This window comes from Arenicella sp. 4NH20-0111, from assembly GCF_040366405.1.
GTDB lineage: Bacteria > Pseudomonadota > Gammaproteobacteria > Arenicellales > Arenicellaceae > Arenicella.
Map to the genome: position 1 here is coordinate 461,749 of NZ_BAABWF010000002.1, position 20,516 is coordinate 482,264.

General features: G+C 45.0%; 19 protein-coding genes. 9 read left to right on the forward strand and 10 right to left on the reverse strand.

Features of this window, described 5'->3' with window-relative positions; all coding sequences use genetic code 11:
• Positions 1-63 precede the first annotated feature (63 nt).
• The 4 genes from ABWW54_RS06100 to ABWW54_RS06115 form a co-directional block, all read right to left on the reverse strand.
• Complete coding sequence (locus ABWW54_RS06100; protein ID WP_353411201.1) at positions 64-495, reverse strand: nuclear transport factor 2 family protein; 432 nt, start codon at positions 493-495, stop codon at positions 64-66.
• Positions 495-1,658, reverse strand: a complete 1,164-nt coding sequence (locus tag ABWW54_RS06105; RefSeq protein ID WP_353411203.1) for a PQQ-dependent sugar dehydrogenase — start codon at positions 1,656-1,658, stop codon at positions 495-497. Before ABWW54_RS06105 ends, ABWW54_RS06100 begins: the two co-directional genes overlap by 1 nt.
• Before the next feature lie 98 nt (positions 1,659-1,756).
• A complete protein-coding gene (locus tag ABWW54_RS06110; RefSeq protein WP_353411205.1) occupies positions 1,757-2,755 on the reverse strand; it encodes a helix-turn-helix domain-containing protein in 999 nt (332 codons plus the stop codon).
• Between the two features lie 218 nt (positions 2,756-2,973).
• Entirely contained in the window at positions 2,974-3,858 is an 885-nt protein-coding gene (locus ABWW54_RS06115; protein ID WP_353411207.1) for a pirin family protein, read from the reverse strand.
• A 130-nt stretch (positions 3,859-3,988) separates the two neighbouring features.
• Between ABWW54_RS06115 and ABWW54_RS06120 the strand changes: the two genes are divergently transcribed.
• Together ABWW54_RS06120 and ABWW54_RS06125 are read left to right on the forward strand one after the other, a co-directional pair.
• On the forward strand, positions 3,989-4,882 hold the full coding sequence (locus ABWW54_RS06120; RefSeq protein ID WP_353411209.1) for a LysR substrate-binding domain-containing protein: 894 nt from the start codon (positions 3,989-3,991) through the stop codon (positions 4,880-4,882).
• 55 nt (positions 4,883-4,937) lie between these two features.
• The gene (locus ABWW54_RS06125; protein WP_353411211.1) at positions 4,938-5,150 is read left to right on the forward strand and encodes a hypothetical protein; all 213 of its coding nucleotides are present in this window, start codon (positions 4,938-4,940) and stop codon (positions 5,148-5,150) included.
• Positions 5,151-5,252: 102 nt separating this feature from the next.
• Here the strand turns inward: ABWW54_RS06125 and ABWW54_RS06130 are convergent, their stop codons facing one another.
• Complete coding sequence (locus ABWW54_RS06130) at positions 5,253-5,768, reverse strand: helix-turn-helix transcriptional regulator (RefSeq protein WP_353411213.1); 516 nt, start codon at positions 5,766-5,768, stop codon at positions 5,253-5,255.
• A gap of 218 nt (positions 5,769-5,986) precedes the next feature.
• Here ABWW54_RS06130 and ABWW54_RS06135 point away from each other — a divergent pair, with 218 nt between their 5' ends.
• The 3 genes from ABWW54_RS06135 to ABWW54_RS06145 all read left to right on the forward strand — a co-directional run bounded on the left by ABWW54_RS06135 (position 5,987) and on the right by ABWW54_RS06145 (position 9,624).
• On the forward strand, positions 5,987-6,814 hold the full coding sequence (locus tag ABWW54_RS06135) for a MipA/OmpV family protein (protein WP_353411215.1): 828 nt from the start codon (positions 5,987-5,989) through the stop codon (positions 6,812-6,814).
• A 217-nt stretch (positions 6,815-7,031) separates the two neighbouring features.
• Entirely contained in the window at positions 7,032-8,096 is a 1,065-nt protein-coding gene (locus ABWW54_RS06140) for a glycosyltransferase family 9 protein (RefSeq protein WP_353411217.1), read from the forward strand.
• A 172-nt stretch (positions 8,097-8,268) separates the two neighbouring features.
• On the forward strand, positions 8,269-9,624 hold the full coding sequence (locus ABWW54_RS06145; RefSeq protein WP_353411219.1) for a hypothetical protein: 1,356 nt from the start codon (positions 8,269-8,271) through the stop codon (positions 9,622-9,624).
• 103 nt (positions 9,625-9,727) lie between these two features.
• Here ABWW54_RS06145 and ABWW54_RS06150 read toward each other — a convergent pair whose 3' ends face one another.
• Together ABWW54_RS06150 and ABWW54_RS06155 are read right to left on the reverse strand one after the other, a co-directional pair.
• Positions 9,728-11,923: a TonB-dependent siderophore receptor gene (locus ABWW54_RS06150; RefSeq protein ID WP_353411221.1), complete on the reverse strand. Its 2,196-nt coding sequence runs from the start codon at positions 11,921-11,923 to the stop codon at positions 9,728-9,730.
• 838 nt (positions 11,924-12,761) lie between these two features.
• Positions 12,762-13,253 (reverse strand): MarR family transcriptional regulator, encoded by a 492-nt coding sequence (locus ABWW54_RS06155; protein WP_353411223.1) that lies wholly within the window; start codon positions 13,251-13,253, stop codon positions 12,762-12,764.
• A 187-nt stretch (positions 13,254-13,440) separates the two neighbouring features.
• On the opposite strand from ABWW54_RS06155, the gene ABWW54_RS06160 reads away from it, so the two are divergent.
• From ABWW54_RS06160 to ABWW54_RS06175, 4 genes are all read left to right on the forward strand, one after another.
• Entirely contained in the window at positions 13,441-14,442 is a 1,002-nt protein-coding gene (locus ABWW54_RS06160) for a dipeptidase (protein ID WP_353411225.1), read from the forward strand.
• Positions 14,443-15,256: 814 nt separating this feature from the next.
• The gene (gene speD / locus ABWW54_RS06165) at positions 15,257-15,790 is read left to right on the forward strand and encodes an adenosylmethionine decarboxylase (RefSeq protein WP_353411227.1); all 534 of its coding nucleotides are present in this window, start codon (positions 15,257-15,259) and stop codon (positions 15,788-15,790) included.
• The gene (gene speE, locus ABWW54_RS06170) at positions 15,777-16,631 is read left to right on the forward strand and encodes a polyamine aminopropyltransferase (RefSeq protein ID WP_353411229.1); all 855 of its coding nucleotides are present in this window, start codon (positions 15,777-15,779) and stop codon (positions 16,629-16,631) included. Before speD ends, speE begins: the two co-directional genes overlap by 14 nt.
• A gap of 9 nt (positions 16,632-16,640) precedes the next feature.
• Positions 16,641-17,798: a type III PLP-dependent enzyme gene (locus ABWW54_RS06175; protein WP_353411231.1), complete on the forward strand. Its 1,158-nt coding sequence runs from the start codon at positions 16,641-16,643 to the stop codon at positions 17,796-17,798.
• 264 nt (positions 17,799-18,062) lie between these two features.
• On the opposite strand, the gene ABWW54_RS06180 is transcribed toward ABWW54_RS06175, so the two are convergent.
• Genes ABWW54_RS06180 through rimK form a run of 3 tightly spaced genes read right to left on the reverse strand, consistent with a single transcriptional unit; the run spans position 18,063 to position 20,455 of the window.
• A complete protein-coding gene (locus tag ABWW54_RS06180) occupies positions 18,063-18,500 on the reverse strand; it encodes an ATP-dependent zinc protease family protein (RefSeq protein ID WP_353411233.1) in 438 nt (145 codons plus the stop codon).
• Positions 18,497-19,546: a succinylglutamate desuccinylase/aspartoacylase family protein gene (locus ABWW54_RS06185; RefSeq protein WP_353411234.1), complete on the reverse strand. Its 1,050-nt coding sequence runs from the start codon at positions 19,544-19,546 to the stop codon at positions 18,497-18,499. The genes ABWW54_RS06180 and ABWW54_RS06185 overlap by 4 nt, the downstream gene beginning before the upstream one ends.
• A 3-nt stretch (positions 19,547-19,549) precedes the next feature.
• A complete protein-coding gene (gene rimK / locus ABWW54_RS06190; protein ID WP_353411236.1) occupies positions 19,550-20,455 on the reverse strand; it encodes a 30S ribosomal protein S6--L-glutamate ligase in 906 nt (301 codons plus the stop codon).
• Positions 20,456-20,516: the final 61 nt, after the last annotated feature.

Below are 20,516 nucleotides of genomic sequence, written 5' to 3' on the forward strand. Positions count from 1 at the left end.
GCCCTTAATTTATCTTGTACTCGTAACATACCGCAGAAAAAATGGCGCTAAAGATAAAATCATCTATTCGTCAGAAAGTCGAGTGGCCGTTTTGCTGATGATTTGCCATTGTTCATCTGTCTTTTTTAATAAAAACAGGTCAATGTAGACAAGGTTGCTTTCTTGAATACTAATAGACGCTTTGGCTGTTGCGATATCCTTGGTGACCTCAATCGATAGAATTTTGCCGATTCGGCCATTGAACTTTCCGGGCTCTCTATGGGCAAAAAAGTCGGCGTATTGCGTTGGATTGTAGCGATCGAAGCCTTCTTTCCCAGTTAAGTAGAGTGTAGCATCAGGGTGAAAGGCCTCAATAAGCTTTTCTCTTTGAGTGTAAGACGAACCGTCAATATATTGTTGAATCACCTCCCGCGCCGCATCGGTATTCGGGTCAGCGTTTGTCACATTTGAACAGATCAAAAGTAGCGTTAAAGTCAGAGTTTTAAAATGTGTCATCAGTGATTATCCTCGGTTGTAGGTTGTAATTTCATCAGGCGCCCGTTAGCTTCGTCCGTCAGCAGGTAGATAGCGCCTTTGGGTGATTGCTTTACATTACGCAGTCTAATAGGGGCATTAATGAACAGCTGCTCCATATTGGCTATGTCACCGTCGGCAGTTCGAATTCGCCATAAGCTGCCTCGACTGAGCCCTGCCACGAAAAGATCGCCGTGCCATTCAGGAAACTCTGAACCAGTGTAGAACGTTAATCCAGTTGGGGCGACGGTCTGCTTCCAAGACCAAGCAGGCGAGGTAAATCTGCGGTCTTTAAGCGACGGTGGCTGGTATTGAGCGTGGCGATATTTTCCCGAAGTGTGAATGGGCCAACCATAGTTGGCACCGCTAATGAGGCGATTGATTTCATCGCCCTGATGAGTGCCGTGTTCCGAGAACCAAATTTCATTCGTCATGGGGTTTACCGTCAATCCTTGGGCTGCTCGGATCCCGACTGCGTAAATGCCTGGAACAGCATTCTTGCTGATTTTAGGGTTGTCCTCAGGGATAGAACCGTCACGGTTAATTCGATATATTTTTCCGCGCCGCTCAAGATAGTCCTGCGCGATTGGCATCGCAGGTTGATCGGCTTCGGTAAACAGTCGCTCACCTACGGTAAAATAGAGTTTGTCATCGGAACCGAATACCATGCCACCGCCATAATGGTAACGGTCCTTGCTGTAGGGGAGCGCTGTGAACAGAGGTTCGATCGACTGTAATCTGTGTTGATTTAGCCTTGCACGAATCACCTTAGTGGTGGTGCCCAAGCCATTTGGATCGCGCGCTGCATAAGACAAATAGATCCAGCGATTTTGAGAAAAATCAGGATCTAACTTAACCGCGAAGAGCCCAGAATTATCACCAATGCTCGACCGATTTCGATTGTCCACGTCAGTTGGTAGGCCTTGAATCTCTATTTTCTGGCCATTGTGAAGGTTTACCAGCTGTAGTCCTCCTTCTTTTTCTGTGATCAGTGCCGAGTTTTCATCTATAAAAGCCATATCCCATGGCCGCAGGAGTCGATCAGCAATCGTGATGCGTTCGTAGTTAATCGACGGCGTTTTGGCGATCGAGGGTAGGGTGCTCAAGTAAAGGGCAGCCACAAAATACAGTGATAGTGTTTTCAATGGAGCTAAAGCGTTCGTTAATGTGCCTCTAGAATGCTGCTTTTAAACATGAATATCAGAAAAATCGTTTATGAATTCACGATTTCAGAAGGTTTTAGTCACTCTATGCTCTCAATTCTTCTCTTGCGATATTCCGAAGGAGTGATGTTTTCTTCGCTTGCAAACGCACTGTTAAATGAGGCGACGTTACCAAAACCAGAGTCCGTCGCTATGGCGGCAATTTTCGATCTTCGATAGTTTGGGTCGGAGAGTAAGCGCTTTGCGTGGTCAAGCCGATGTTGTTTTACAAATGCCGCAAATCCAAACCCGCCGTTTTCGTTAATGGCGCGCGATACTTGCCTAGCCGACACGTTGAGATGGGCCGCTACCTTAGCAACGGTTAATCCAGAATCCAGATACAGCTGGTTCTCGATCATAGCGAGCTCAATTCGAGTCATTGTATCTTTGCTTTGTTGGCTGGAAAGCTTGGTTTGCAGGTATTTATTTGTACTAAAGTGCTGACGATTTAAAAACAGAACCGTCAGTCCGCAGATCATCATCGAATAGATGACGGCCCCACCGAGGTAATAGGGCACTACACCAATGAAAACTAAGAAGTAGTATGACCAAACGACACACAGCCCGATGAAAATTTTGCGATACCAGGCGCCGGCGTCTAACGTTAACACTCGATTGATCTGAGACGTTAACTTCATTGATAGGTATAGGTAAATAGCCCACTGACTCATCACCAAAGTGTAACTGAGGTGAGCCGTAACGCCTCTGTCATTTGGAATTAACCAGCAAAACAAAGCGTAGACGACTGCGGGGGCGAAACTGAAAAGCTCTCTCTTACTTAACGTTGATAGCTTTTGGCTTATGGTTTTGCCATACAGCCAAAAGCTAGGCCCCACGAGTAGTAAGCCAGCCAGTCCTATGTTTCGCTGCCATGGTTCGATAACCAGGTAATAGTTGAAAACCGACTTACCTATTCTAATGCTCAAACCAATTAGCATTAAGGCAAACAGCTGATTAGCCAGGCGGTTGCCGCGGTCTATGCTTAATAAATGGGCAGCCAACAGCATAGCCTGGAACACTCCCAGACTTGCGGCGATCATGGCGATGGCGTGAATGATAGAAATACTAAGTTACCTAAGCAGTCAAAAAATGCAGGATAATGGGTATGAAATTGAAATACCAGAATTATAGTCTTGTCTAATTGAGGTGATTGTCTGTTGGGACTCTAAACGTCGATTTCTTCAAAACATCTAAAATTACAGTGATACTGCATGTACCAGAAGTCGGTTATTTGTGGTGATAAAATCATCTTTATTTTTTAGTTGAAATCGCTAGAAATAGATCCAAATAAGCCTGCCTCATAGGCTGCCGATACCCGCTCAAGTTCCTGTAAATCCGACATAACAAATGGCCCTTTCTGCGCAAAGGGTTCTTGGATTGGCGCCCCCTGTAGAACGACAAAGTGAGCTTCATTCGTGCTTTCAAAATGCAATTGGTGTTTATCCGATTGGGTTTGAATCGTCATAGACTGCCCATTGGCTATGTTTACGTTTTGATTGCCTGCATGGACATTGATTGACCCCGAAATTACGTAAATCAATGCCGATTGTTCGCCTTTCAGTTCATGTGTGTAGCTTGCGTCGTTTTCCAGATAAGCATCCAAGGCCGTGAAGGTCTGCGCTGGTGACGGTGCTCCAGTTATGCCATTGCTGTTGCCGAAGATCACGCGAACTCTGAAGCCGTTTCCTTTGATGATTGGCATGTTGTTAGCTGGAACATGCAGAGAGTCAGGAGTGTCGTGTTTGCAAGCTTTAGGCAAGTTGACGAAAATCTGAAGGCCATGGGTTCTTGAACCTAGAGTTGGCTTTTCATCGTGAATTGCACCTGCGCCCGCTTTAAGCCAGTAGGCGTCACCTGGTAAAAGATCTATGTTGTTTCCAAGCGAGTCTTGGTTGTTGAAAATACCTTCGCTGTCTTCAAAGAGAATGGAGACAGCAGACATTCCTGCGTGCGGGTGTTCACCAAAAGTTGGCTGTGTCATTGTGTAATGGTCAACCATGACAAGAGGGTCCATTAACCCATTGAACTGATCGTGTTTAAAACTGAGTGCTTGAAATCCCGTACCAACATTTAGAGGTTTGCCAATAACTTGAGCGCTCATGTTCAACTGCGTGGTAGTACTTTTTGTGTTCGTTTGTTTCATATTTTTATCCATTGAAATTACGTTGTGATTACAATGTAATTTGAAACGATAAAGCTTAAAAGTGGCAATATTTGAACTTATGGTTCTATAATTGAAACGATATTTTGGCAAAGGGTGATACAGAATGGATATGAACGACTACTTTTATTTCGTCCACGTTGTCGAAAAGGAAGGTTTTGCGCCGGCCGGCCGGGCTTTGGGCGTTCCCAAGTCGCGCTTAAGTCGGCACATAAGCCAGTTAGAGGCGAAGCTTGGTGTTCGCCTTATTCAGCGAACATCGCGTCAATTTTACGTTACTGATATCGGTAAAACCTTCTATCAGCACGCACGTAGGGCGGTTGATGAAATTGAGGCGGCTAATGCAGCGATTAAGCAATTGTCGAATGTACTTTCAGGGAAAGTTCGCTTGTCGTGCTCGGTTGGGATGGCTCAGTTTGCTCTAAGCGACATCGTTACAAGGTTTATTCGCAAGTATCCGCAGGTAGAAATTATCCAACAGGTTACAAATCAGTCCATCGATCTTGTTGAACAGGGTGTGGATATTGCAATTCGTGCGCACAGCAGTCCGTTACCAGACTCCACCCTGATTCAGCGACGATTGGCCATCGCTGATTGGGGTTTGTTCGCTTCTCCGAGTTACCTAGAGCGAGCTGGCAGACCCGTTATCCCAGAAGAGTTAGAACAACACGCTGGTTTAAAATTGGGTTGGAAGCCTGAAAAGGGGTGCTGGAAATTACAAAGTCAAGAAGGTCGGAGCGTATCCATTGCGTATCAACCTCGCCTATGCAGCGATGATATGGTAACGCTCAAAAAAGCAGCGTCTCTTGGCTTGGGTGTCGTTGGGCTACCTCTTTACATATGTCGAGAGGAGGAGAGAGCCGGAACCCTGGTTCGCGTGTTACGCGATTGGTCAGCGGGAACCGCAGAGATAAGTTTACTCATGCCGTCGAGACAAGGGGTTAAACCTGCAGTATCTACTTTTGCCCGATACCTTAAAGAGAACTTACCTAAAAGCGTTAATTAACAGGATACTTTGTCCCAGCGATGAAATCATCGCGAAGGCGATTCAATGCGTTTCTATGTTCGAAGCACCTGCCGGTCTAACGCTTAAGCAATACGTCGATATCTTGAAGCAGAGCAAGGCGCTAGACGGTCTATCTTGTGATGCTGCTACGAGCGCCTTAGGTAACGCGCATAGCGATGGATTATCACGTATTGCTTTTGATATTAATGACTGCATGAGTGGGCACACCTTATTGTTAGACAAATCTGAAGAGTGTCTTGATCTATGATGGGTCGGTTACTGTCTCTAAGGTTGAGCAGTATTAGATCCCATCTTTAGTGCTTCCGAGATGAGCAGGAGTTCTAACAATAAAACACCCTTTATATCAAGATTAGGGCAACAATAAGTCTTCCAGAAAAAACGCAGACAATTCTGCTCGGCTCTCTAGATTTGCTTTCGAGTATATGCTGCTGGCTTGTTGACGTACGGTTTTCTCATTTGTTGATCTAAGGTAAGCCAGTTCTTTTAAACTGATTCCCTTGATGAGCAGAAGTGCGACTTCTTTTTCGGCCTTAGTTAAAACCCAAGAATCAAACTGCTGATCGATCTCCAACCCTAAACCAAGCAGCAATTTTGACGCTCTGGACTTCCATACAATAAGGTCTTGATTGGACATCCGGATCTTACGCTCTAGATACTTATTGCGTGTCTTTGTGGCGGCGGGTTTCTTCTTCCATATATACAATAGAGTTCCGCCAACGAAGACGCTTACGATGAAGTCCAAGGACAGCTCGAAAGCAGTAGCGCCTTCCGCTCGGTCTTCAATTAGATCGAAAATGCCCGCGCACACAAGTACTAACAATGCTATTCCCACCAATATTTGTTCAATGTCTTTTTTTTGGTTCATTTTGCTATAGAAGGGCCCAAGGAAATTTGTAGTTAGTTTGGTCCGGAATATTAGAACAAACTCAGGCACCGTCTACCATAGGACATTTGCCCGATGAATGCCGAAAACACAAAACCCAAGTCTTTTTAAGACAAATGCCCGATGCCGATAACTGCTTGATCAAAATACACTTCTAGGCCAATTAACATGAACTACTTTGGAATTAGGAATACATTCACATGCGTTATCGATCAGCACTGTTCACACTTTCTATCATTACTTTGCCCATTACATCCGACGCCTCGGACCCATTACAGCTAAACCCAGAGAGCCCATGGTATGCATTGGATTCAGAGCCTGGGTGGCAGTTCGAACTAGGGCTTGGCGTAGAAATTGAGCCAACCTATGCCGGTTCAGATAGTTCCGAATCGGCGGCCGGCGTGTCGGCACGAGCACTTTTCCGAACTCAATCAGGGCACCGTATCTACTTCGGCTTAGGTGAAATCGGGACGATCTATTCGATATCAGAAAACACGCAATTTCAGGGATTTATAGAGTATGAAGAAGGTCGTGATCGTGGTGATGACCCCATTCTTGACACTCTTGATTCAGTCGAGTCTACCATTGAGGGTCAATTCACCCTCGCGCGTCGTTTTGGCGACAGCTCGATTTTCGCGACACTACAGCCTGATCTTACGGGTGATGCGAATAAGGGCCTGGTGTGGTTTGTCGGTGCAAGTCATGACTGGCTTATGGACAATGATAAGTGGCGTTTTGGAACTCGACTGGACATAAGTGGCGCTGACTCGGAGTACATGCAGACGGAATTTGGCATCACGTCGGATGAGTCATTGCGCTCTGGCTTCAGAACGTTTCAGCCGAACAGTGGCCTCAAGTCGCTCACACTAGGCTTATCGACGGAATACTATCTGAGTAATCGCATGAGCATATTGGGCTCTATGGAAGTTGAAAGTTACCTTGGTGATGCCGCTGATAGTCCACTCATTCTTGATCTAGGAAGCAAAACGGGGATTGAAGCCAACCTGCTTTTTCGATGGAGACTCTGACTCTTGGTGTTTGAGTTCTTCATCCTCACACTTTGCTTTAGGTGATTAATGGATGAAGTAACGCGATTGTTAAAAACGTAAGGTAAGTTCTCAGAGATAGGAACAGGTTTGGCGGGTAAACGCTAAGCCTGTCCTTTATACGAGGCATCAAAGCAGCCAAAAGCTTAATGCCATTCTTTCATTGATGTAAACCTAAGGACCACAGAATCACTTAAACATGAAAATTCTGGTAATTCGCTTTAATGCGATCGGCGACGTAGTGCTGAGCTCAACTATTTGCGATTCTCTCAGGAAGACCTTTCCTAATGCCCGTATCGACTATCTTGTGCATGAACCAAGTCAGGGGCTGTATAAACATCATCTTTCTATTAATCAGGTTATTGGGCTTTCTTGGGAAGAACGAAAGAACCCAATCAAGTATGTGAAGAAGATTTGGTCCATAACTCGAACTGAATACGACATCACTATTGACGCTAGCTCAACCGCCAAAAGTGAACTCATTTCTTTGCTATCCAGAAAGAGCAAGTATCGAATTGGTCGTTACAAAAAAAGACGGGGCATTGCGTATACGCATCGCATAAAGCAGGCTGCAGAGCGGCCGCACAAAGTATTACAGCGACTGGAATTGCTGCGACCTCTTACCGAGGTGGGTTATCAAATCAGTTATAACGAACCGATAAATTTAATGGTGACCGAGCCTGAGCGAGCAAAGATGCGCGGCATTATTGAGTCTCACGGTATAGACTTGAATAAATCAATATTTGTTTTTTGTGTAAGTTCAAAAGAGCCGCAAAAGAAGTGGAACCGACACTATATTGTTGAAACTATTAAACATTGCCTCGATAGGTACCAGGCGCAAATAGTATTGTTTGGTGGCCTACCTCACGAACTAAAAGAGGTGGAGTTGGTGCATCAGGATCTGGCTTGTGTCAGCGGTGTTGTTAGGAAGGTGCCGATTAACGAGTTACGCGATCTGGCTATTCTGTTTAGCCTGTGTGACGTATTTATCGGCAATGAAGGTGGGCCAAGGCATATAGCGCAAGCGGTCGGCACACCTACTGCCTCGGTGTTTTCGCCATCAGCCAAAAAAAATGAATGGTTGCCTATAACGTGCGCTAAACATCAGGCGATAGAATGGCAAGAGCTTTCTAAAAACGAAGCCTACAAGGATGTCGAGTTCGGTTATGGGGATAGTTTGTATTTTAAGTTGTATAACAGCATCCAGCCCACCGACTTTATACCGATTGTCGACTCAGTGATTCAACGGCATGTATCGGAATAAATACACCCAGTCTGGAGGCTGCTGTTGCCATCTGTTCAAGCCATCGCCTGGGTTAGATTGGAATTCGCCTCTAGCAACAATAAATTCTTTGCTTCAAATTCCGTAAACCTGAGATATTATCTAGAAATCAACGTTACGTTTACATAACCCCGATTTTTAGGAGTAGGGTGGTTTGACACAAGAAAAAAAAGCAGCAGCACAGGACCAAGATAATGCCGAAGCCATCGGTCGCTTACGTGATCGTACGGATGAGCTTGAGTTAATAATTTCAAGTTTGACCATATTCGCTTTATTGTCTATGCCCAGCTGGTTATTCGATAAAATCGCAGACGTTTACACGCACCTCTCGACCAGTATGTACATCGCCTCGCTGGTGGGTTCAAATATATTGGCTGGCGTGAGTTATGGTTTGGCCGCTTGTTTTATAGTGCATTTAATGGCGCGTGCTTACTGGGTTGGGATGATTGGTCTGCGCGCCGCTTTTCCTAATGGTATTAATTGGAGCAAGACTCCGGGTTTAGGCCCGATCAGCCGCAAACACTATCGTGAAACGTTGCCAGACCTAGGTACGGTAATTGAAAAAACGGACCGTTTAGCATCATCACTGTTCGCGGTTATCAGCATGCTGACCTTGAATGTACTGTGGTTTGGCGTTATTTTAGTAGGCACACTGGTTGTATCTGGCTCAATAGGTAGCCAATTTGGCGGCACGAACAATGCCTTGGGTATCAGTACCACCATTTTGCTCACCATATTTATTGGTGCGCCGATTCTTTCCTATTTACTGGATGCGCAGCTCGCTGCCCGAGTACCCCGTCTGCGTGGGAATCGGTTCCTCGTCTGGCTGTTGAATTTTCTGCGGCGCGTCGTAGAGCTTGCTTATCCACAACGTCTTGTTTTGCCTGTGCAGCTTACATTGCAAAGCAACACGCGCCCCCTGGTTGTGATTGTTGCATTGGCGTTCAGTATCGGAGCAATTGTGATGATCGGAAATACAAGCGGCGCTGCTTGGCGCTCGTTCACAATTTCGAATGAATTCTCTTATATGGGGCCCCCAGACATTAATGGTGGATTTCGCAGTACCTATTATGAGGATATGCCGAGCGCCTTAGACAAACTGAGGGGGTGGCCGCGAGTTGATAGCTTCAATCAAAGTGCTAGCTTTGTGCGCTTATTTTTACCCTATCAACCTCTTAGAGACAATTTATTGCTCGATCAATTTTGTAGTGACTCGACCGAAACATCAGAACGGCTTGACTGTGTACGTTCGCTTTGGTCCGTGAGCATCGAAGGTACGCCGGTTCCGATGTCTACCTTCTATGCGGCTGAGCGCGCGGACATCAAGATGAGAGGGCTTATTGGCTTGGTGCCGACGGAGGGGCTAAAACCAGGTTTAGTCAAGATAGAAGTCGTGTGGAACCCGAATGTAGAAGAGGATTCTACGCCCGTAGATGATCGGTATTCGGACGCGAACTTAACGTTTGTTATTCCAATTGCTTTCGCACCTAACTATGAATTGTCGCTTTAGATTGGTTGAGTAGTAGCTGTTAATACACAGCGGAGACAGTCTGGTCTTTGCGTATTTGCTTAAGGCACACTCAACGAGTGTGCCTCAAAATACAGATTGCCAGTTAGAAAGAATACGTCGCGGTAAACCTCCAGCGACGTGGTGTTCCTGGTCCTACCCAAACGTTAGCAAAAGAATTGGTGTAGAAGGTTTCGTCGAATAGGTTATCTACGTCCAGCCTCAAAGACAGTTTATCGATTGGCTTGATTTCGCTGAATAGCCGCACTGTTGTGTAGTCAGGTAAGATGAAATCAGAACCGACAAAGCCATTACGCTCATCCGTGTAGAAAATGCCGCCACCGATACTGGCTGGCATGCCACCTAAGCTGAGGCCTTTACTTGCTTGTATGTTGAATTGATGTTCTGGCGAGTTAATAACCGGGTCTCCCGAGTCAATGGTAAACCCGAAGCCGTCTACGTCAGCAAAGCTGTTACTAAACTCAGCATCTGTATAGGCGTAGGAAATCCAAAAGCTGAGGTTGTTTTCAAATTCTAAATTTGCATCAAACTCCAGCCCTGTACTTTCCGCTTCACCTGCTGGGATCGAGAAAAATCCAACCGCCGTTGCTGCCGGGCGGTCATCGTTGACGAGAAAATTGCTTTGTTCAACTTGAAACAGCGTCAGGCCGATTGAACCTTCTACCGTCTTGTAGATCTCACCAAGGTCCATTTTCAACCCAATTTCTTTTGATTCCGTTATGTTTGGATCAAACTGATTTTGTTGGAAGTCTTGGCCTGTTTGTTGGCGATAACCCTCGCCGTAAGAGGCATAAAGGCTGACACCATCATTAACCTGGTAGACGGCACCAAACTGGGGCGAAAATCGGTCATCTGAGGAGGTGATCGTCGTGGCTGGTGATGCCAGAAAGTTGGTAAGGTCTTGCTCAAAATCGTCAAAGCGTGCGCCAATGCGGACTTGTAGCTGATCAGTGAGATCAATTTGATCCTGGATGTATATGCCGTAGCCCTTAAGTACTTCGTTTCGGTTGGTGTTGGCTCCCGCGATCGGGTTAAGGTTCGCGCCATAAACAGGGTTGTCGATTTCAAGTATCAAATCACTGGCTAAGTCTGAGGGGGTTAGGGCATTGATATCGCCACCAAATCTCGAGCGAAAACGATCAATAACCAATGTGTTGTCAAACTTATCGTAATCCATTCCCAGAGTCACGCGGTGACGCAATTGTCCGGTTTGGAATTCTCCCGCCAATTCGCCTCGTAACACAAAATACTCAGAGTCAAAGTCACGCGAACGGAAGAAGCGTGAGACGGTTTCGCCATTGAGAAAATAGGTTTGACGCGAGCCAAATTGTGATTCAAACGCATCGCCTTCAAGGCTGGTCTCGCGAAAGCCTACGCCGCCTAAAAAACTCCAGTTGTCATCGAAGTTATTTTGAAGCTCGAGTTGATGACCGATGACTTGGGTTTCGATTGGAACGTTTTCGCCAACAAAAACGTCTCGCGGAGAAAAACCAAAATCCTCCGAGTAAACCACACCGCGGTCAAACGGTAATTCCTGAGAGGTGTATTCTAAATCGTACGATAGGCTGGTTTGATCCGAAACTTTCCAATTCAGTGATGGATAAAACCCTACTTTCTCAGACTCAGCGGGTTCGCGAAAGCTGTCGCTATCTTCATAAAAACCAACCAAACGAAGACCAACATTCTCATTCGCTCCAAGTACGGTTTGATAGTCGCCTTCCAAACGAGCTTGTTTCCACTTACCTATCGTGCCTCGAATGTATCCCCCCGTTTCAAATTTGGGGCGTTTGGTCACCAGGTTCACTGTGCCACCCGGTTCACCGCGACCAAACAGAGCTGAGCGAGGGCCTTTCAACACCTCCATCGATTCAATGCCAACCAAGTCACGAGGTCCACCAAAACCACGTCCCGCATTGAACCCGTTTACCAGAAAACCACTGGGTAAATTTATGTCGCCAGAGAATCCTCGAATGGAAAAGCTATTCCATAGCCCACCGAAATTGTTTTGCCGCGCGACCGAAGCCGATAAATCTAATGCATCATCTAAGTTTATAGCGCCCACTTGAAGAAGCAGTTCCTCGCTCATAGTTTGATCTGCCGTGGGGTTTTCCAGATCATCGAAGTTTCCTTGATAAGCGCGCCGTTCACCAAGCACGAATATCTCTTCAATTTTAGCTTCATCGGCGCTATTTTGTGTTTGTGCTGCTACCGGTACTGCAATGGTTAGTCCCAAAGCAACGCCAAGACCCAGGCCTGCTGGGGTATTTTTGAGGTTTTTCATAATTTCAATTATCTAATTTTATATTTGCCGCCGTTATTAGCACCCAATAGATTTATTGGCGGGTGTTCACGACGGTGATTCGTTGTAATAGTTATAGTTAGGATGGACCATCAGAGGCCGGTTTTGCGGTTTGGTTCGTTAAGAATGGAACCTCATTGGCACAAGGAGGTAATTTGGTTTGGAGGGTTACTCGATCCAGAGCTTTGAGCTGACGCAGAAGCGGTGGATACGCGTGTTCATCGTTCAGAATAGATGGATATATAACGGTATTGTGCCGACGATGGACTGAGCCTTGCTCAACCATACAAGGAGTAAACAACACATGCCCAAACGAAAAAGTGGGTCGAGCTAATACAGTTTTTGGGTCGCAAGACTCTAACATTCGGTTCTGCTTTAACAATTCTGCCAGTATTTCAATAAATGTTATGATATAACATAGTAGTTTGGGCTGCAAAACAAAATGAATTCAGAAATATATTGTCACAGTGCTAACATTTAATATCATCCATACGTAAAACCTAATTGATGCAGATGTATTGGAAATACGCTATCGCGTCATAGAAAAATTAGCCAAGCAAACGCCTGCGAGGAACCTATGTTCCAAAAAAAGAGTTCGTTGCATAGCTCGCTCGTCAGTTATCTAGCGGCTAATTGCAAGCAGGGAAGGTTGGTGGCTCGATATTTTCCTTTAATCCTTGAGCGAAATATGACCTATCTAAGCATCCTTAAACTTATTTGACTTTATTCAATCTACTTTGATCGAGGGAAGTAACGAGACTTGCTAGCGTCGTGGATTTTCTTATAGGCGAGGTGCAATGGTCGACTTCGATATCTTTGTTTATCGTTGTTTGTTACTAAATTGAGCTCGTTCGAAAAGTGGTGTGGAAACAAGCTCGGATCTGAATAACTCAAGTTTTTCGATCAGCCTAAACTCCAACGACGTATACAGGGCCTCATAAACAGCTTCGAACTTCGGTAAAAGTTCAAGCAGTTTCGTGTGTTGTGTTTTTCCTTTAGCGGTTTGCTTCAAAAGACGTCTGCGTTTGTCTATTGGGTCTGCATCCACGGAAATTAAATCTAGTTTCAATAGATGGGTAAGCTTTTGCTTGACTAGCTGGTGGGAGATCCCTAGTTCACGTGCTATGTCTGCGCTGGATATTTCATCATGCCGTCCAATACACATAAACGTCGAGCACGATTTAACCGGAACTTGAATGTTTTCATAGTCAAAAACATTCTTACTCTGCTGTTCAATCAGTTGACTTAGGTTCTCTAAATGCCTGCCTAAAAAGGCATCCTTGATTTCAGGCGTCTTAGTCTGTTTATTCATTTTATTAATATTTGGATAATTTATTAAACATATTGCGCAATATGTTTAATACTTTTGTGTTCTCAATACTAAATTACTAGAGAACATGAAGAAAAGCTATTCGAAACTCAGTAGAAGGAAGTTTATTCAATGCTCCGCCATGACGCCTTTTATTCCCTGTGCGAATGGGTCAACAGAAAGACCCATCATGAGAAAGTACAAGATTAATGGAAATATGGTCGTACCCTCATTCGTGGGAGACCCTTTAAGCAAAACCAGAAAACAACAGTTTAAATCCACTGGATTATCGTCGTTTAAGCTTTCTTTAGGCGGAAGTGCGGGAACATATCAACAGTGCTTGGAGATTCTTGATTCTCTGCCGCAAATCTATCTAGCAAACCCCGAAATATTCAAGCACGTTAATTCGGCGGAAGACCTGGCCGAAGCGCACGATCAAGGAAAGATTGGTATCATTTATTCGTTCGAAGCGGCCACCATGATTGATGAAAAGTTGGAACATATAAAGGAATTCGCCGATTTAGGTGTTCGAATTATGCAACCAGGCTACAACAACTCTAATGCGTTCGGGGCAGGGGTAATGTCTATGCATGAACCCTTAGGGTTAACGAATTTAGGTCGTCAAGCGATACAACAAATGCAGATGAATAAGGTGTTAGTAGATTTAAGCCACGCACACGAACGTACTGCCGATGACATTGTTAAAATAGCCGAGCGCCCAGTCGCCATGACGCATACAGGTTGCAACGCAATAAACGATCATCCGCGTAACAAATCCGACAGCATATTAAAAAAAGTGGCGGATTCTGGTGGAGTAACCGGCATCTATGAGATGAGTTACTTAACTGCCGACCTTAATCAACAATCATTAGAAGCGTTTATGGCGCATGTAATGCACGCAATCAAGGTGTGCGGCGAAGATCACGTTGGTATCGGAAGCGATACCCCAATCTTGGGCTTTGACACCAGTAAGGAAAGCCTGGCTGAATGGAATGAAATTAACCGAATCAGAAAAGAAACAGGCGTAGCCGCGCCAGGTGAGGGGCCACCGCCGTACGTGATTGGAATGAACGGCCCACATAAAATGCAAGTATTTGAACAAGAGCTTCGTAAACGTGGTGTCACTTCGGCCGGCGTAGACAAGATTCTAGGGCAAAACTTTGCACGAGTATTTGGTGAAGCTTGGGCCTAAGACAATTGTACCGTTGCGTTGTCTAATGAGTATTTTGAGATGGAGGAGAGACGTGTTTGAGAGACCAACTCATAGGCAAAAATGGGGCTCCAAAACCTCGTTAAATTCGCTAGTGTTCGAAGAGATAGGTGTAAGGACGTAAAACTAGAATACGCACGTAACATAGAGATTCAGAATTCTTCTCCGTGTGCATTGAATTGTGAGCCGCGTTCCGTCTATCAGTAAGCCCGAATTCGACGGACACTAAATGATTTGTCCTTCGCCCTATGGCACCTGGAGACCAGTGTCGAATGACGTACTCCATGCAACATTATCGTCAACATCAGATGAGCTTCAAGAGAAACCAACAACAGCAAAGCCACCAACTGCTATCGCATTTACATAAAGTTGAGTGAGCTGGTTTTTAGAAGGCAAAAATCAGTCGTTCTTATCATTGCAACCATGGTCGCTCGCGACCTTTGTCGTGATTGCCAACGTTGCTCAGCCAGTCAAAATATCGAGTGTGTGTTGGTATCGACTGGTTCATCCCCGTGCCTGCAAATACTCATGATTTTATTGACTAATTATAGGCTAGGGCAGAGTTCTGGAATTGAGAGATAAATTAATTAATATTTTTTAAAAAGAGGCTTGTTTTTATTAAAAAAAAACTTAAAATCCGCGCTTAATTTATTGCCCCTGGGGTTTTTATGCTTATTCGCTAACCGCGCGTTATTGCATACTTACGGTAACCACCAAAATTGACTTTGATTTTTGTGGTCGCTAAGTTCTCAAGAAACGTGTTAGCTCAATACAATTCGTTTTTAGAGGGTTTTCGATGAAATTCGAAATTAATTTAGCACCTGAACACGCCACTAATGCTGGCGCTGATTGGCCGACTCATGATCAATCAAGTACTGCCAACCAAGAATACGCCGACCACTTTATTGTTCGCAACGGTGAAGAGTTTGCTGGTACTCATATCATTATTGACTTTTGGGGTGCGCAAGATCTTGACGACCTTAAATTGATGGAACAAACCATGCGTGAAGCTGTGGAGGTTTCTCGCGCTACGCTGCTGCACATCCATTTGCATCATTTTACACCCAATGCGGGCATCTCAGGAGTGGCGGTGTTGGCCGAATCACACATCAGTGTGCACACTTGGCCCGAACGAAACTTTGCGGCCTTTGACGTGTTTATGTGCGGAGATGCACAGCCAGAAAAAGCCATAGCCGTGCTGCAAGCCGCGTTTAAACCTGATTTTGTCAACGTCCATGAACACTTACGTGGCGCTCAAAGTTTCAACGGACAAACCATGTCCAATGTAGGTATCCCTGTGATGGCGGAGGCTAACGATGAAGCACTTTAAGGAAACGTTGTACGATGCCGTTTGTCAAGAATATCGTATTGATAAACTGTATTTTGAACACAAAACTGATCACCAACATTTAATGATTTTTCATAACGCTATGCTCGGGCGGGTGATGACATTAGACGGTATCGTGCAAACCACTGAGGCGGATGAGTTTATTTACCATGAAATGCTAGCGCATGTGCCCATGATTGCCCACACAGAGGCTAAGCACGTTTTGATCATAGGGGGAGGCGATGGCGGTATGCTACGTGAAATCTGTAAACACCCAATCGATAGTGTGACTCAAGTTGAAATTGACCAAGCTGTTGTTGATATGTCAATTGAGTATTTGCCCAATCATTCGGCCGGTGCTTATGATGATCCGCGCTTAGAATTAGTGATAGATGATGGCATAAATTTTCTAAAGAACACAGACAAAAAGTTCGATGTGATTATTTCAGATAGTACTGACCCAATTGGTCCTGGAGAAGTGTTATTCAGCGACAGTTTCTACGCACACGCCAAGCGTTGTCTTAACCTTAATGGCATATTGGTAACCCAAAATGGAGTTCCGTTCTTTCAAAAAGACGAAGTACAAACCACGTATCAACGCATGGGCGAAAATTTTAGCGACATGACGTTCTATTGCGCGCCGGTTCCTACCTATTATGGGGGATTCATGACGTTTGCCTGGGGCACTGATAACCCTTTGGCGCGCAGTACTGACGTAAGTGTTATTGAGAGCCGCTGGAATCATTTAGACATACCCACGCGATATTACAACCCAGCTATTCACCAATCGAGTTTTGCGTTACCACAATATATTGTGAACGCGCTAAACGACGCCGAAGGTTGACGGTCTAAAATGAATACAGAGCAGCGAACTATTTTATTGAGTGGGGATGATCCGAATAAGCGCGACTATCAGTCTGTCGTTGAAAAACATGGTTCTCCTTGTTTGGTGTATCGGCCATCGGTGCTTGAAAAGCAGTTTAAGTCCTTGCAAAGTGCCTTACCAAACGTGGATTTATATTACGCGGTAAAGGCCCACCCAAACTCGAATATTGTTAAAACCATCGATGCGCTGGGTGGCGGCTTTGACGTGGCCTCAGCCGGCGAGATGGACCTGTTATTAAAACATCGGATTTCAGGCAGACGAACAATACACACGCACCCAATCAAAAAGGACAGTGAAATTCGTGACGCTCTACGATTCGGAGCCACCACATTTGTGGTGGATAACGTTTACGAATTGAAGAAACTCACGGCCTACAGAAGTCGTGTTGGTGTTCTGTTACGGGTTAGCTTTAGAAGCGAATCGGCCGTCGTTGATCTGTCGCGCAAATTCGGTTGCGAGCCCAATGAAGTCCAGCAATTGGTCAGTGAAGCAGAATCCTTAGGTATTCATGTCAAAGGTTTGTCGTTTCATGTTGGCTCACAATGCGCTAATGCGCATAAGCACGCACAAGCCATACGCGATTGCGCGGCATTAATGCACAGCATTAATGCAACGGCTAAAACGCCAATGAGTTCTTTGGATATTGGCGGCGGGTTTCCTGCAGACTATCTTTTACAAGGGCTAGATATTGATGCCTTCTGTGCGCCAATTAGACAAGAGTTAAACAAACTCCCCGCGGACTGGCATTTACTGGCAGAACCGGGTCGATACTTGATTGCACCTGCGGTCGATAGCATTACCACCATAACGGGTAAATCAAAACGCGGTGGTTTGTTCTGGTATTACCTAGACGACGGGGTTTATGGGTCGTATTCAGGGCAAATTTATGACCACACGATTTATCCCTTGCAGGTCTTTAAAACAGGTCTTACTCACGCGTGCATCTTAGCGGGTCCAACCTGCGACAGTATTGATGTTATCGCCGAAAACATTCAGCTGCCAGAATTGGAAATAGGGGACTTAGTGATCGGTTTACAAATGGGAGCGTACACCGCGGCCACCAAAACACGATTTAACTCACTACCTGACGCTAAATTTGTTGTGTTGGATGAGCACGCAGAATAATATTTGTCAGCATTCTAGTATAGTTCGTTTCATACCCGATTAATTTATAACGTTAAATAAATGGGATTTTTATCAACGGTGAACATGATCGGTGGATTATCGTCTCTTCAATTTCTCCCCAGTCGATAGTGACCCTGGGCATTTTCGTATCGTCAGCACTTTTTAGTGCCGACTTTAGAATCAAAAAGAACAATCGGATGATTGTGAGTGATGAGGCCATAAATAACAGGCGTTCGATTTAAACTTTGCTCAATCTGCATTAGATTAATTGCTTAATAGAAATGTCGTAGACGGATCAACTAATAAGCGATCTCCCATACCTTCGCGGCCTAATAACATCAAATAACTCATGTCTGAGCGGTCGGTCAGTGTAATTTGAATTGGCCATTGGTCTGACCCAAGCTTCAACGTTGTTTGTATAACATAGCGCTGTTCTGATTCACCATTGGATGATTTAACCCTACGCAAATCATGCAAAATAGTTTCACAAGTAATTACTTTTTTAGTTTGATAGGCATCTGGGTGAATATCAAACTTCAACCAAGGGCGACCATCTTTCTGAAATTTACTTAGATTATCTACGTGTAGAGAAGAGGTCTTAGCACCTGTGTCCACGCGAATCTCTAGGCCGAATATACCTAGCTCGGGGAGATCACAGGTTTCTAGACTGCCTACAATAAGCTTTTGTGTTTCGATACTCATAGTGTTTTAGCGATGTGCTCTGAAGAGTGATCTTGGATAGAATCGGGAAGTAGAGACTCTGACATCGTCTGGATGTTATCGACTATATCGGTTTCCTCTTCGCTGAAAAACGCAACATGAAACATAGCATCACCTTCTTGTACTAAGGGTATATTTTGTTTGCCGATAATTATACCTGCGCGGCTGGCAGCCAAGGTTTCGAATACTTCACCAAATGGGCTGCCGATCTTTGCCAATGCATCACCTTTCTCAACATGGTCTCCAAGATTCTTCAAATTGGTAACAATGCCACTGGTACTTGCTCTGACCCATGAACTAGCGTTAGCGATAAACGGCTGTGACTTAGGCTTAGTGCCTTTACGCTTGGCCATACCTAGGTGACACAACACTTGCAATATACCGCGCAAGCCTGCGCGAATAGAAAGCTCGTCAAAGCGAAGGGCTTGACCTGCTTCATAAAGTAAGATTTTTGTTTCAGATTCAACAGCTGACTGACGTAATGAACCATCCCTTAAGTTCGCATTCAATAACACTGGCACACCAAATACTTCGGCAAGTTCTTTAGTTTCACTACAATTAAGATCGGCTCTTATTTGCGGCAGATTAGACCGGTGAATGGCTCCTGTATGTAAGTCGATGCCATATTCACAGTGCTGGACTATTTCGCTCAAGAACTTATCGGCTACACGACCAGCAAGAGAGCCTTTTGAAGAGCCCGGAAATGATCTATTTAAATCACGCCTATCAGGCATATACCGACTTTGATTTAGTACACCGTAGATATTGACAATAGGCACTAATATCAAGGTGCCTGATGTCAAGCGAAATGATTTGAGTTGAATAAGTCTTCGAATGATTTCAATGCCATTAATTTCGTCGCCATGCACGGCTGCTGAAACAAATACGGTAGGGCCTTCTTTTTTTGCACGAATAACATGAATAGGCATACTGATATCGGTATCGGTATATAAGCGCACCATTGGCATGTCTATTTGCTGAGCGGTGCCAGGCTTTATTTCATGCCCGCCAATAACAATACTCTTCATGGCTTAACCTTTACCTCGAGTCTTTGTTCTAAAAGGTTTTGCATTTTTTTCGATGTGCGCAAATACCAACCCAGCTACGTCTTTTCCTGTGGCGTTTTCAATGCCTTCTAAGCCGGGTGTAGAATTCACTTCCATCACAACTGGGCCACTGTTTGATTGTAAAAGGTCGACTCCACACATGCCTAACCCCATAACTTTAGCCGCCGTGACAGCGGTAGCGCGTTCTTCCTTCGATAACTTGACTAACGTTGCCGAGCCACCTCGATGTAAGTTTGATCGAAATTCACCTTCGGCCCCTTGACGTTTCATTGCCGCGACAACTTTATCGCCAACGACGAAGCAACGAATGTCTGCGCCCCCAGCTTCTTCAATGAATTCCTGTACTAAAATGTTCGCTTTTAGCCCCATAAAAGCTTGGATAATACTTTCTGCCGATTTATCGTTTTCCGCAAGCACTACGCCGATTCCTTGGGTCCCTTCAAGAAGCTTGATCACGAGCGGAGCGCCACCGACTGTCTTAATTAAATCTTTCGTATTCGTTGATTTACTCGCAAAGCCAGTTCGAGGCAAGCCTACACCTTTTCTGGCTAGTAGCTGCAAGGAGCGAAGCTTGTCTCGTGAACGACTAATAGCGACAGACTCGTTAACTGAAAACGTACCCATCATCTCGAATTGACGTACTACAGACGTGCCGTAAAACGTTACAGACGCGCCAATTCTTGGAATTACGGCGTCGTAGTATGGAAGCTCTGCACCTTCATATCGAACAACCGGTCGACTCTTGGTGATATCCATGTAACACAGCATCGTGTCAATAATATCAACTTGATGTCCGCGAGCTTGGCCTGCTTCAACCAAGCGTTTAGTAGAATAGAGATTGGGGTTTCTGGATAAGACGGCTATACGCATTTCAATGTCCGAATTTGGCTGTGTCACTCGTTTTCGCAATAATACATCGAATACTGGCAAA

What these genes read in the sequence shown, in the direction of transcription:
- ABWW54_RS06185 (WP_353411234.1), bottom strand. Translation starts at nt 19,546, where the DNA reads ATGAAGAGTATTGTTATTGGCGGGCATGAAATAAAGCCTGGCACCGCT.
- ABWW54_RS06120 (WP_353411209.1), top strand. Translation starts at nt 3,989, where the DNA reads ATGAACGACTACTTTTATTTCGTCCACGTTGTCGAAAAGGAAGGTTTT.
- speE (WP_353411229.1), top strand. Translation starts at nt 15,777, where the DNA reads ATGAAGCACTTTAAGGAAACGTTGTACGATGCCGTTTGTCAAGAATAT.
- ABWW54_RS06160 (WP_353411225.1), top strand. Translation starts at nt 13,441, where the DNA reads ATGAGAAAGTACAAGATTAATGGAAATATGGTCGTACCCTCATTCGTG.
- speD (WP_353411227.1), top strand. Translation starts at nt 15,257, where the DNA reads ATGAAATTCGAAATTAATTTAGCACCTGAACACGCCACTAATGCTGGC.
- ABWW54_RS06125 (WP_353411211.1), top strand. Translation starts at nt 4,938, where the DNA reads ATGTTCGAAGCACCTGCCGGTCTAACGCTTAAGCAATACGTCGATATC.
- ABWW54_RS06175 (WP_353411231.1), top strand. Translation starts at nt 16,641, where the DNA reads ATGAATACAGAGCAGCGAACTATTTTATTGAGTGGGGATGATCCGAAT.
- ABWW54_RS06150 (WP_353411221.1), bottom strand. Translation starts at nt 11,923, where the DNA reads ATGAAAAACCTCAAAAATACCCCAGCAGGCCTGGGTCTTGGCGTTGCT.
- ABWW54_RS06135 (WP_353411215.1), top strand. Translation starts at nt 5,987, where the DNA reads ATGCGTTATCGATCAGCACTGTTCACACTTTCTATCATTACTTTGCCC.
- ABWW54_RS06130 (WP_353411213.1), bottom strand. Translation starts at nt 5,768, where the DNA reads ATGAACCAAAAAAAAGACATTGAACAAATATTGGTGGGAATAGCATTG.
- ABWW54_RS06115 (WP_353411207.1), bottom strand. Translation starts at nt 3,858, where the DNA reads ATGAAACAAACGAACACAAAAAGTACTACCACGCAGTTGAACATGAGC.
- ABWW54_RS06100 (WP_353411201.1), bottom strand. Translation starts at nt 495, where the DNA reads ATGACACATTTTAAAACTCTGACTTTAACGCTACTTTTGATCTGTTCA.
- ABWW54_RS06110 (WP_353411205.1), bottom strand. Translation starts at nt 2,755, where the DNA reads ATGATCGCCGCAAGTCTGGGAGTGTTCCAGGCTATGCTGTTGGCTGCC.
- ABWW54_RS06140 (WP_353411217.1), top strand. Translation starts at nt 7,032, where the DNA reads ATGAAAATTCTGGTAATTCGCTTTAATGCGATCGGCGACGTAGTGCTG.
- ABWW54_RS06155 (WP_353411223.1), bottom strand. Translation starts at nt 13,253, where the DNA reads ATGAATAAACAGACTAAGACGCCTGAAATCAAGGATGCCTTTTTAGGC.
- rimK (WP_353411236.1), bottom strand. Translation starts at nt 20,455, where the DNA reads ATGCGTATAGCCGTCTTATCCAGAAACCCCAATCTCTATTCTACTAAA.
- ABWW54_RS06180 (WP_353411233.1), bottom strand. Translation starts at nt 18,500, where the DNA reads ATGAGTATCGAAACACAAAAGCTTATTGTAGGCAGTCTAGAAACCTGT.